Origin of the sequence: Vibrio nitrifigilis (assembly GCF_015686695.1) — a bacterium.
In the GTDB taxonomy this organism is placed as follows: Bacteria; Pseudomonadota; Gammaproteobacteria; order Enterobacterales; family Vibrionaceae; genus Vibrio; species Vibrio nitrifigilis.
The window spans coordinates 1972538-1984583 of sequence record NZ_JADPMR010000001.1 but is presented as its reverse complement, the minus strand read 5'-3'; the positions used below and the strand labels follow the sequence as shown (position 1 = coordinate 1984583).

The 12046-nt window shown below is 43.0% G+C and carries 9 protein-coding genes; 7 read left to right on the top strand and 2 right to left on the bottom strand.

Annotated features, from left to right (window positions below):
• Positions 1–189: 189 nt before the first annotated feature.
• The 3 genes from I1A42_RS08840 (at position 190) to I1A42_RS08830 (ending at position 3562) form a co-directional block, all read left to right on the top strand.
• Positions 190–834, top strand: coding sequence for a GTP cyclohydrolase II (locus I1A42_RS08840; protein WP_230389361.1), 645 nt, complete (start codon positions 190–192; stop codon positions 832–834).
• Between the two features lie 368 nt (positions 835–1202).
• A complete protein-coding gene (locus I1A42_RS08835) occupies positions 1203–2774 on the top strand; it encodes a L,D-transpeptidase family protein (protein ID WP_230389360.1) in 1572 nt (523 codons plus the stop codon).
• 134 nt (positions 2775–2908) lie between these two features.
• Positions 2909–3562: an MBL fold metallo-hydrolase gene (locus I1A42_RS08830; protein ID WP_161158139.1), complete on the top strand. Its 654-nt coding sequence runs from the start codon at positions 2909–2911 to the stop codon at positions 3560–3562.
• A 27-nt stretch (positions 3563–3589) separates the two neighbouring features.
• Here the strand turns inward: I1A42_RS08830 and I1A42_RS08825 are convergent, their stop codons facing one another.
• A complete protein-coding gene (locus I1A42_RS08825; RefSeq protein WP_196123806.1) occupies positions 3590–4264 on the bottom strand; it encodes a DUF2982 domain-containing protein in 675 nt (224 codons plus the stop codon).
• Between the two features lie 232 nt (positions 4265–4496).
• Between I1A42_RS08825 and I1A42_RS08820 the strand changes: the two genes are divergently transcribed.
• On the top strand, positions 4497–4886 hold the full coding sequence (locus tag I1A42_RS08820) for a MarR family transcriptional regulator (protein WP_161158138.1): 390 nt from the start codon (positions 4497–4499) through the stop codon (positions 4884–4886).
• Positions 4887–5180: 294 nt separating this feature from the next.
• Here I1A42_RS08820 and I1A42_RS08815 read toward each other — a convergent pair whose 3' ends face one another.
• Entirely contained in the window at positions 5181–5657 is a 477-nt protein-coding gene (locus tag I1A42_RS08815; RefSeq protein ID WP_161158137.1) for a MarR family winged helix-turn-helix transcriptional regulator, read from the bottom strand.
• 383 nt (positions 5658–6040) lie between these two features.
• Between I1A42_RS08815 and I1A42_RS08810 the strand changes: the two genes are divergently transcribed.
• The 3 genes from I1A42_RS08810 (at position 6041) to I1A42_RS08800 (ending at position 12024) form a co-directional block, all read left to right on the top strand.
• A complete protein-coding gene (locus I1A42_RS08810; protein ID WP_161158136.1) occupies positions 6041–7612 on the top strand; it encodes a BCCT family transporter in 1572 nt (523 codons plus the stop codon).
• Between the two features lie 252 nt (positions 7613–7864).
• Positions 7865–9748: a methyl-accepting chemotaxis protein gene (locus tag I1A42_RS08805; protein WP_196123248.1), complete on the top strand. Its 1884-nt coding sequence runs from the start codon at positions 7865–7867 to the stop codon at positions 9746–9748.
• Positions 9749–10140: 392 nt separating this feature from the next.
• Positions 10141–12024, top strand: coding sequence for a methyl-accepting chemotaxis protein (locus tag I1A42_RS08800; protein WP_196123247.1), 1884 nt, complete (start codon positions 10141–10143; stop codon positions 12022–12024).
• Positions 12025–12046 lie beyond the last annotated feature (22 nt).

The window sequence follows — 12046 nt, the reverse complement described above, 5'->3', positions numbered from 1 at the left end:
ATAAGTTAAGCCATTCCTTTGTTTAATCTGCCTCTTATACAGATTTAGGTATATAATTGCCACACTAAAGACACATTACGCCATATGTTCAGCTCAAGCGGCGCTAGAATACTTAGTAAAATGTAATGTAGTCGTTGAAAATGTGCGATGCTGACCCCATAGTTAGCATCACAATTAATAGAATTCCAAATGCATACCGAAATGCATCAACCAAATAAAGAAGTGAGTGAAGATATGGCGGAAGTACGAGCCAGGGTTGACTTGAAAGTAGGCGCGAAAAGTAATATCGATGCAGAGATTCTTTCATTCCGCGGTTTAAAAACTGATAAAGAACATGTCGCAGTGATTTTTAAACATGCCGATAGAACGCAAGATATTCCTTTGGTACGCATGCATTCTGAATGTTTGACTGGAGACGTTTTCCATTCATCACGGTGTGACTGTGGCGAACAGTTAGAAGAAACGATTACTAAAATGGGCGCTCAGGGCGGAATTATCCTTTATTTGCGCCAAGAAGGTCGTGGTATCGGTCTGTACAACAAGATTGATGCGTACCGTTTACAAAGCCAAGGTATGGATACATATCAAGCGAATAACGAACTCGGATTTGCTGATGATTTACGTGATTTCACCGAAGCAGCACAAATGCTGCAAGCACTAAACGTCACTAAAATTCGCCTCGTGACCAATAATCCTAAAAAAGTGCATGATTTAAAAGAACATGGTATTGAAATTGTTGATGTTGTTAATACCGATGCACACTTAAAAGACGGTAACGAGAACTATCTAAAAGCAAAAGTATCACACGGTCACCACCACCTTAAGTTGTCTTAACCGCGCTTTCGAGAGCTCATCGACCATTTGCTGTGCCCAATGATAAAAGGAATGATCATTCCTTTTGTCATTGGCCTCGACTGGCCGTCGTTGACAACACTCTGAATCCTGTATCTTGAGATCATTTGGGTATCTCTACTTCAAACGGATTTCATTCCTTATTTTCATCCTTGTTTATCTCAATTAGTGCCTCATTTGTATTTCTATTTAAGCCGTGAATATTGCTCTGATGCATTGATTATCTTAACGAAGTTATCAATGACAACTAACACTTGGTGTAAATCTTTGCCATACTAACCCAACATAATCGTCATTATCTGAGCGATGGCCAGAGAAATGACTCAACATGGTAATAAGTAGAGAATTGCATGAAGTTGAGCGTTCGTTGGTGGGGTTGGTTAGGGTTGATGTTGCTCACGCAACCTGTCAACGCAGATTCTTTAGAGCACTTTTCTAAATTGGGTTGGATAGAACCCAAAGAACCCGTGACATTTTTTCTTCAGTATCCCGATCAACTGAAACAGATCTATTCCACCTATCATGACCGTCGTTTGTGGTTGGATTTACGCGATGGTGATGCACTTGAATATCAGCTGACTTTAATCAAAGATGCACAGATTAGTCCCTTGTTTGACCGTCAACTTCGCTATCTCACGATGTATCGTGAACGTAAAGATTGGTATCAATACGATCTGTTAGCGACGGATACCTTGTTGATGTATCTCAGTTATGCGCAGCAAGCTCCGGTGCATGGTATGACGTGGTTTTTTAAGCTCAAGTTGAATCATCCCTTACCTGTACCAAATGCACAGGCGATGTTCGATTTAAATATGGCAATCGAACTGAAGCATTTAAGGGCTCTTATTCATGATTACTCCCCGCAAGATGATGGATATCGCCAATTGGTAAAAGCCCATCAGTTTTTGTCTTCAATTCAAGTGGCGTCATTGCCTTTATATCAGCAAAGTGGTGTAAAAAAACTTAATGATCCACTGGAGGATCGTCAGCACCTGATTACCAGACTGGCGTTAGCTAACATTGATGTCAGCCCAGTTAATTTGGCGCAGAGTGACTATGACAATACACTGGTTGCACCAATCAAAGCATTCCAGCGGATGCATGGGTTAAAAGATGATGGTGTGATAGGCTGGTCGACGTTAAAGTGGCTAAATATGCCCATGGTTGAACGTAAACATCTATTAGCGCTGAATGCGGAAAGAATGCGACTTTGGCCTACCAATAAGCAAGCTTCGATCGTCGTCAATATCCCCGCATTTAAAATGGTGTATTGGTTTAATGGCGAGCCAGCTTTTACCTCTAAAGTGATTGTTGGTCGTCGCAGCCGCCCGACACCTTTACTCCATACCCGTTTAGATTCTCTTATTTTTAACCCCGTTTGGAATGTACCACGTAAAATTATGGTGGAAGATATTCTTCCTCATGTGCAACAAGATAAAGAATACCTGCAACAGAATAATATTGATGTTGTCCAACATTGGCATGATAAAGAGCCCGTCGATATATCCACGATTGATTGGCAGGACCAGCAAGGATGGCAATTCCCTTATAAGATGCGTCAGCGTGCTGGAAAAGACAACGCTCTCGGACTGTACAAATTCAACACGCCTAATCGCAGAGCTATTTATCTGCATGATACACCGCATAAAAACTTGTTTGACCGCAGTCGCAGAGCGTATAGCTCGGGCTGTATTCGGGTCGAAGATGCGAAAGCGTTTGCTGAAAAGTTAATGCACCAACCTGGGTTGGTCGAGCAGCCCACTCAAGAGCAAGAAAGCCTACCTAATCAGTCGATTGCTTTGAAAAGTCATATTCCTGTCAGAATGATTTATCAAACGGTGTGGTATGAAAATGGGGAATTGCATTATCGAGCTGATATTTATCGTTACGATCAACTGGATAATGCGCAAAATGCCTTTTGATCACGCAATAAAAAATACTAATAATTTGTACAAACAACCAACGATCGAGATTTGTCACCGCCCGTGAAGCCTTGTCAAACCTGAAAGAGAGTGTCATAGTGCTCTCAGTTTCGTATAACGGTAAAGGCTAAACTATGTCTCTTCAATATCAGGTGGTTCCCGTAACCTCATTTGCCCAAAATTGCTCTATCGTATGGTGTGATAGCACCAATGACGGTATTGTTATCGATCCAGGCGGTGACGTAAAACAGCTGGCAATGTTGATCGACGAGCTTGGTGTGAATGTCACTAAAGTTGTACTTACTCATGGGCATTTAGACCATGTAGGCGGTACAAAAGAGCTGGTGGCTAAGCTGCAGGATATTCCAGTGATCGGTCCGCATAAAGACGATAACTTCTGGCTACAAGGCCTAGAAGGGCAAAGCCAAATGTTTGGTTTCCCTCTTACTGAAGCATTTGAACCGACACAGTGGTTAGACGAAGGCGATGAGGTTAGCTTTGGCAATGAAACCTTAAAAGTTTACCATACGCCAGGGCATACCCCTGGGCATGTGGTGCTATTTAGTGAATCAGCACGCTTAGCTTTTGTCGGTGATGTACTATTTAACGGCAGCATTGGTCGGACGGATTTTCCACGTGGCGATTTTAATACTTTGATCAATTCGATTAAAACAAAATTGTGGCCATTAGGTAATGATGTCACCTTTATTCCTGGTCATGGACCTAAATCGACTTTTGGTCATGAACGTGCAAGCAACCCATTTGTCGCTGATGAAATGCCAATGTAATAGTTAGCTCTATATTTCAACGCTGTATTATTGGTCTGGCTCGGCCGCTGCTAAGTAACGGCGAGTCAGACCAACAAACTCTTCTTCACTACGGTCCAAATCGGCAGCAGAAATAAACACGTCATAGCCGAAAAACTCCCTTTGATACCGCATCCTATTCGCTAACATGGCTAATAGTCCTTTATACACTGTGCCTGTTTCATCGACGAACGGTTCTGAATCGAGAATAATATCTTCAAACGCCAACGGCTTACGGTGTTGCTGAGCACCTAAATAGAGTAGGGCACGCTGATTCATCAAAATGTCGCTTGCGAGTCGTGGACAAATACTGTCGAGATACGGCGCGTAAGATTTAAGGCGAATCCCAATCCAAGGAAGAGGCTGGTTCCAGCCATCAGCTCGTTGATAATCGCAGATCCCGATGCGGCTAATATTGGTCCACTTTACGACCCATCCACCTTTGGCAAAGTGCTGCTGAAAATGACTGGCCGTTAAGGTGTAATCGACTTGGCTGATGCGCAATATCCATCGAGTTACGAGGGCAAGGCACAGTGCCAGCGTAATGATGGCAATTGCCTGATAGATAGTTTGGGCAAAAAACATCGCTGCAATTAAGGTGAGAGTGATAAGAAATATACAAATCCAACGCACCCATGGCGCTGAAACATCAAAGCGATGATTGGATAAATGAACAGTCTGCATGTGATTGAGTATGTTATCCATATTAGTTAATGATTGAAAACTCTGTATTTATACTCAGTATTTTTGCTTTTGATCACTATAACTCATGGTTAAATAGTAGTCATCCGTAGGTTTTATTCCTCTTTTTTGTGATCAAGTCGGGGATTGCCCTACAAATGAACGCGAAATTTTGGTATAAATCGCGCTTCAATTTTCACCACTGCACCCACGCAGTGAAATGGAGACATACTCAATGAGACTTGCTCATAAGCGTAAAGTGCAGTCAAAACTGCAAAAACGCATGAAAGCGATTGTAGCTAACCTATCTTCAGCGCCAAAAGCTAAAAAAGCAGTAGCGGCGAAGCCTGTTGCAGAAAAAACAGTAAAAGCAGCACCAGCAGCAGCGAAAGTTGTCGCTGAAGCAAAAGCAGACGTTGCTTTAACTCCTAAACAGCAACAAGTGTTAGATATCGTGGTAGCAAACGCTGAAGGTATCAATCCAAAATCGATCGGTTTAGCTGCGGGCCAAGAAGACGCAAAAGCGGCTTCATGGGCGACTGGCGCATTGAAAAAACTGTTGCAAGAAAACCTAGTAGAGAAAGAGCAACTAGGCGGTAATAAAGTTATCTACAAAGCGATTTAATCTCACATCTTGATGTAGACACTTTATTAACCCATCGTGGTTTAGATGCGTGCTCTGGTCGCCGTTCGGTGGCGGATATCAGTAGTCTTTGTAGATACAATACATCGATGATATTGATAAGTAGAGCGCTCTTAATGCGGTCGGTAAAAAGATTAAGGCCCCGGTCATTGACCGGGGCCTATCTATTTCTATAAGACTAGATATTGTGAGATAACAACAAGACCAGTGTTGCTATTGTTAAATAGTTACAGACTGTATGGAATTAAGAGATTGGGCACTGTTGAACCTCCAACCTCATTCATGCTTAGAAATACTACCAAGCTCTAACATTGGCGCCACATCCATATTTTCAGCATTCATCATTGCCGATAAACGTTGTACTGAAGACAACAATAACGTCTGCTCCCACTCGTCTAATTTTTGGAAACGAGCAACAAAGTTATCTTGTAAAGGTTGAGGTGCTTTATCAAGTAGCTCTTTACCTGATTCTGTCAGGTGAGCATGAACCTTACGTTTGTCACGTTCACTACGCACGCGTTGCACATAACCGTTACGTTCTAAGCGATCTAGAATCGTGGTGGCAGTGGCCTGACTCATGTTGGTGTGCTTTGATAACTCACGAATTGTTACCTGCCCCAAGCTCTCGATTGAGCGCATCAGAATCAGTTGTGGTCCTGTCAAACCGGCATGTTTGCTTAGCTGTTTAGAATGTAGGTCTATGGCGCGAATGATCTGGCGGATGGCTACCAGAACTTCTTCATGTTTTTCCAATGTATTCCAGTCCAAATGAGGTGTATTTATATAGCGTGGACAATAACGCACTTAAAGCCAGTTGAAAAGTGTTGAGGACATACTTTTTTTTGTCTATTTTTGCGGTCGATCTCGCACTATAGAATGAGGTGGAATGTTTCGTATACAAAGGATTTTTATGGCATGTTATGTTTATAGAATAGCCAATCAAGCAGTAAATTGGTGATTTTATGATGAATTTTTCACCAATGGGTGGACTAAAAGAACCGTATATGTATAATCATACGCCTTGATGAACTTAGTGAATCTATATGAACACGAAACAAATAACTCGAAACGATTAATCGAATGTTTCGTTCTCACTGTTATTGAGTTCAATCTGGAATAACCTAAAGAGAGGTCAAATGACGAAAGGTATCGATAAATACAGTATAGACAATACTGATTACACGGTCGGTCAGGATAACGTCCAGAAGTGGGGGTTTGATGTCCATAATCCGGTATTTGGTATTAGTGCAGGTCTTATTCTGCTTTTTTTGGTGGCGACATTAGTGTCTGATCCTGCGACAGCAAAATCTGTACTAAATAGCGTGAAAACTTGGATCATAAATACTTTTGATGTCCTGTTTATGTGGTCCGGCAATATTTTTGTTATTTTCTGTCTAGCTCTGATTGTGTCGCCTTACGGACGCATCCGTCTTGGTGGTAAAGAAGCCACTGCGGATCACTCATTTATGTCTTGGTTGTCAATGCTATTTGCTGCGGGCATGGGGATTGGCCTAATGTTCTGGAGTGTGGCAGAACCCGCTGGTTACTTTAGCGGAGCTTATGGTACACCGTTAGCTGTGACAGCAAACACGCCAGAAGCGGCAAGTACCGCATTGGGTGCAACGATGTTCCACTGGGGATTACACCCATGGGCTATTTATGCTGTTGTTGCATTGTCACTGGCATTTTTCTGCTACAACAAAGGCTTGCCACTGTCTATTCGCTCGATCTTTTTCCCTATTTTAGGCGATCGTGCATGGGGTTGGGCTGGTCATATTGTTGATATTCTTGCGGTACTTGCGACCTTGTTTGGTCTGGCAACATCGTTAGGTCTAGGTGCACAACAAGCGGCAAGTGGTATTCACCATGTGTTTGGTATTGATGGTGGGATTGGTCTGCAAATCACCATTATTGTCGGTGTGACTATTCTGGCAACCATTTCTGTTATTCGTGGTATTGATGGTGGTGTTAAAGTTATCTCTAACATCAACATGATCATCGCATTCTTACTGTTACTTGCTGTGGCTTTGTTAGGCTACGCAGTCACATTCTCAAGTATTCCAACAACTTTAATGGCATACATTGAGAATATTATTGCTTTGAGTAATCCACATAACCGTCCGGATGAAAGCTGGATGCACGGTTGGACAATCTTCTATTGGGCATGGTGGATTTCATGGTCCCCATTCGTAGGTATGTTCATTGCACGTGTCTCAAAAGGCCGTACAGTACGCGAATTTTTGGTCGCAGTGTTACTTGTTCCTACAGTCGTGACTTTAGTATGGATGTCGGTATTCGGTGGTCTAGCTATCGATCAAATTGCTAACCATATTGGTGTTCTGGGTAATAAAGGTATTACGGATGTTTCATTAGCATTGTTCCAAATGTTTGAAGCACTACCTATGGGGAACGTATTGTCTATCGTTGGTGTGATTCTGGTATTGGTGTTCTTCATCACGTCATCAGACTCGGGTTCACTGGTTATCGACAGCATTACTGCTGGCGGTAAGCTAGATGCTCCTGTTCCACAACGTATTTTCTGGGCATTGATTGAAGGCGCTATTGCTATCGCACTATTGTGGATTGGTGGTAGTGATGCAATCCAAGCGTTACAAGCAGGTGCGATTTCAACGGCGTTACCGTTTACCGTGATTTTGCTTCTGATGTGTGTGAGCTTAGTGAAAGGTATGCGTACCGAAGAGCGTTAAGTTAAGTCTTCGATAAGATAGATAAGGCCGGATGGGAGATCATCCGGCCTTTTTACGTTTGGTCCTGCTACCACAGACATGTATCATCCATATACAAATACTCTGCAGAGAACGATTTAGCGATAGGACATTACATCCCATCTTAATGAATAGTAACAAATTAATACCCACCTAAATGCGTATGTAATTAATGCATCTTATTGAAAAGTCGGTTACTATCCGCGTTCTATTCTTTACATAATTGTTTTTTGCATGAAACTAACTCTAAAACAAAAACTTATCGGAGCTAGTCTTTCAGCCGTGGTCCTCATGGCTGGAGCATTAACTTGGTTGTCAGCCTCGCAAATTCGTACACAAACCATGCATGATATCGAGCAGCGTGCTCACGCGGTATCTGCAACGTCAGTAAAAGGAATTGCCGATTGGGTTGCTCAACGTCGCCTAGTGACGAAGACCGTTAATCAATACACCACCGAACAAAATATCGAGCCGTATTTGCAGCAAGCTGCAAATGGTGGCGGTATTTATGAAATGTACTTTGGTACTGAGCAGGGGAATATGTATCGTTCAAACCCTGCACATAATAAAGCTGGGTATGATCCTCGAGTTCGTGGCTGGTATAAATCAGCGCGTACCGCGAATCAACAAATCATTACACCAGCGTATCGTGGCTCGAGCAGTCAAGCCATGATGATTACCATTGCTCAGCCCGTGCAACATGCTGGTCAGTTTGTCGGAGTCGTCGGTGCCGATATCTTGATAGAGCAATTAGTGGAAGGGGTGATTAACATTAAAGCGGGGCAAAATGCTCAAGCAATGTTAATTGATGGGCAAAATGGCACCTTGCTGGCGCATGCTAATAAATCACTACTGCTCAAACCTTTGCACTCATTTTCAAATGATTTATCACTCTCTGCAGTAGAAGCCGCCGCTGATTCGCATCAATTGATGGAAACGAGTATTAACGGTGCTGATAAATTTTTCTATTTTGCACGTGTCGAAGGATCGCCTTGGATATTTGGGTTAGAACTCGATCGTGATAGTGAGTTTGCTGCTCAATCCACATTAATGACGAGATTAATCATCGCTTCGATTGTTGTCACTCTGATCGTTATCGTCGCGGCTTCTTGGCTTGTCAGCTATCTGACTTCAGATTTAATGCGTGTCTCCCGTGCACTTGAAGAAATTGCCAATGGGGAAGGAGATTTAACGCAACGTCTGCGTCCGCATAGCGATGATGAAGTGGGTAAACTGGCAGAAAACTTCAACACCTTTGTCAGCCATATGCACGACATGGTCTCGAAGTTAAGTCGTGTTTCGAGTAGCTTGAGTCAACAAGCAAACACAACGGCAGAACATGCCGGAGACCGCAGTGCTCGTATTCAGGTGCAGCAAGATGAAATCAATATGGTGGCGACCGCAATCAATCAAATGGCAGCCGCAACGCAAGAGATTGCGGGTAATGCGGACAATACCGCAACTCACGCTAATGAAGCAGTGAGTGCCGCCATTGATGGTACGGCCCAGGTTACGCAGACAAAAAATTCGATTGAAAGTCTGGCTCATGAAGTATTAGAAGCCGCTCAGGTGATTAAAGAACTAGAAACTCATACCAATAGCATCAGCACGATTTTATCGACCATTCAAGACATCTCTGAGCAAACCAACCTATTGGCGCTGAATGCCGCCATTGAAGCGGCGCGTGCGGGAGAGCAAGGTCGTGGTTTTGCGGTGGTGGCTGATGAAGTTCGAGTGCTGAGTCAGCGGACTAATACGTCGACCAAAGAGATTCAAACTATGATCGATACACTGCAAGCGACAACAACTCGTGCAGTGAGTATGATCAATGACAGTCAATCACTTTCTGATACGTCTGTGCAGGATGCGGTGGCCGCAGCGGCAAGCTTAACGCAAATCCAACAGGCGGTAGAAAACATCAGTGATATGGCGACGCAGATTGCTTCTGCAGCGGAAGAGCAGGCATCAGTGACATCAGAGATCACTCGCAATACAGAGGGCATTCGTGATGTATCGGATGCTCTAAGCTCGGAGGCTCATGAGGCATCGCAGCAAGCAAGCGATTTGTCTGAGCTTTCACAACAACTTGATGGAGAAATCCGTCAGTTTAAATTATAAATTCGCGCTTAGCATTCTCATCTTAATAGACAAAACCAGCCAAATTCGGCTGGTTTTTTTATATCTTCGATATCCCATTTTTTTATCCAGCAATAATCACATCGGCTCGTTCAGTACTTTGCCAAATATAATGCAGTCAAATTAATGAGTTTTACAAATGTTTACTAATAAAAACAGTATATTAACTGGTAAAAATATAAGTCAACTTTGTGGCGTATCGTCAATTTAATATCGAATTTAGTTTTAAATATATGAAAAAGTTTAGGTGTATTGATAACGATATGGAATAAGCATCCAAACCGATATGAAATCTACATTTTGATCTGTACAAAGTATTTAATATGGGTAATATCAGTAAACAATAATACATTTTGCTAAAAATTAACTTTTTCATGAAACTATCATTAAAACAAAAATTAATTACTGCGAGCACGACGGCAGTGATAGTGATGGCAGTGGCATTAACGTGGTTGGCTGCCTCACAACTCGAGCAAGAAACACAAAGCGGTATTAAGCAACGTGCCAGTGGCATCGCCTCAACAGCTGTTAAGGGGATTAGCGATTGGATTGAACAGCGTATCGATGTGCTGCAAGCGGCGGAAGACAATGTCGGGCATGAAGGTTGGCTTCCCTTCTTAACACAAACCCGCAAAGCGGGTGGGTTTGATGATGCGTACTTTGGTACGGTTAACGGAGACATGCACCGCTCGTTAACTGAACGTAATCAAGCCGGTTATGATCCTAGAGTTCGCGGTTGGTATCAAGACGCAGTTAATGCCAATAAATTAGTCATTACAGGCGCTTACCGTGATGCGATTACCCAAGCGTTAATGGTGACCGTCGCAGAACCAATCAAACACAATGGTCGATTACAAGGTGTGCTTGGTGGTGATGTATTGATTGACCAACTGGTTTCCAATGTCATCAACATCAAGGCGGGTAACAATGCGCAAGCTATTTTAATTGACAGGAACAATGGCACATTATTAGCTCACCCGAATAAAGACTTAATTCTGAAATCGACGACTGATTTTGATCAGAATATGACGATCGCACATATTCAGCAGGCTATTGCCAGCGGTGACGTGGTGCAACTCAATATTAATGGCCACGATAAGCTCGTCTACTTTGCTGCTGTGGCAGATACTCCTTGGGTACTTGCTGTGGCTCTTGATTATGACAGTGAATATTCCGCCTATCACGAGATGTTAACTCGCTTAATCTGGACTGGTGTCATCATTACCTTATTAGTGATTATTTGTGTGTACTGGTTAGTGAACGTATTAACCAAAGATCTGCTGCGAGTATCTGATGCACTAGAAGAAATTGCTTCTGGTGATGGTGATTTAACGCAGCGCATTAACACAGATAGCCATGATGAAGTGGGGCGTTTAGCGAAAAACTTTAATGTGTTTGTGAGTAACATGCATCAAATGATTACGACCTTAAGCCAAATCTCGCAATCACTAAATACTCAAGCGCATTCGACAGCAGAGCATGCAGAAGAACGTCGTCAACGTATTCGAGTTCAGCAAGATGAAATCAATATGGTGGCAACGGCGATTAATGAAATGGCTGCAGCAACCAAAGAAATTGCAGGTAATGCTGATCATACTGCAAGTAGTGCGAATGAAGCGGTTGATGCTGCGAAACATGGCTCTGGCCAAGTAACGCAAACGCAACACTCGATTGCAAATTTATCCGATGAAGTGGTAGTGGCAACTGGGGTGATTGAAGAGTTGCAAACTCATTCCAATAATATCAATACCATTTTATCGACTATCCAAGATATTGCTGAACAAACGAACTTGTTAGCATTGAACGCAGCCATTGAAGCAGCGCGTGCTGGCGAGCAAGGACGTGGCTTTGCAGTCGTGGCCGATGAAGTTCGTATATTGAGCCAACGAACTCACCATTCGACCACAGAAATTCAGGCTATGATTGAAACGCTACAATCTACCACAACCAAAGCAGTGGGGATTATGAACGACAGCCGTAAGCTTTCTGATACTTCGGTAGATGATGCAACTGAGGCGGCAGCAAGCCTGACTCAAATTCAAAAAGCCGTAGAAATGATCAGCGACATGGCGACACAAATTGCTTCAGCTGCTGAAGAACAATCCTCGGTGACCTCAGAGATCACTCGTAATACGTCCGGTATTCGCGATGTCTCTGAAGAGTTAGCAACGGATGCCCATGAAGCGGCGGAACAAGCCGCTGGCCTATCAGAGCTGTCCCATCAACTGCACAGTGAAATCAGCCGCTTTAAACTGTAATTTGCTGCGAAGACAAAAAACA

What these genes read in the sequence shown, in the direction of transcription:
- I1A42_RS08835 (WP_230389360.1), top strand. Translation starts at nt 1,203, where the DNA reads ATGAAGTTGAGCGTTCGTTGGTGGGGTTGGTTAGGGTTGATGTTGCTC.
- I1A42_RS08820 (WP_161158138.1), top strand. Translation starts at nt 4,497, where the DNA reads ATGAGACTTGCTCATAAGCGTAAAGTGCAGTCAAAACTGCAAAAACGC.
- I1A42_RS08825 (WP_196123806.1), bottom strand. Translation starts at nt 4,264, where the DNA reads ATGCAGACTGTTCATTTATCCAATCATCGCTTTGATGTTTCAGCGCCA.
- I1A42_RS08830 (WP_161158139.1), top strand. Translation starts at nt 2,909, where the DNA reads ATGTCTCTTCAATATCAGGTGGTTCCCGTAACCTCATTTGCCCAAAAT.
- I1A42_RS08810 (WP_161158136.1), top strand. Translation starts at nt 6,041, where the DNA reads ATGACGAAAGGTATCGATAAATACAGTATAGACAATACTGATTACACG.
- I1A42_RS08840 (WP_230389361.1), top strand. Translation starts at nt 190, where the DNA reads ATGCATACCGAAATGCATCAACCAAATAAAGAAGTGAGTGAAGATATG.
- I1A42_RS08805 (WP_196123248.1), top strand. Translation starts at nt 7,865, where the DNA reads ATGAAACTAACTCTAAAACAAAAACTTATCGGAGCTAGTCTTTCAGCC.
- I1A42_RS08800 (WP_196123247.1), top strand. Translation starts at nt 10,141, where the DNA reads ATGAAACTATCATTAAAACAAAAATTAATTACTGCGAGCACGACGGCA.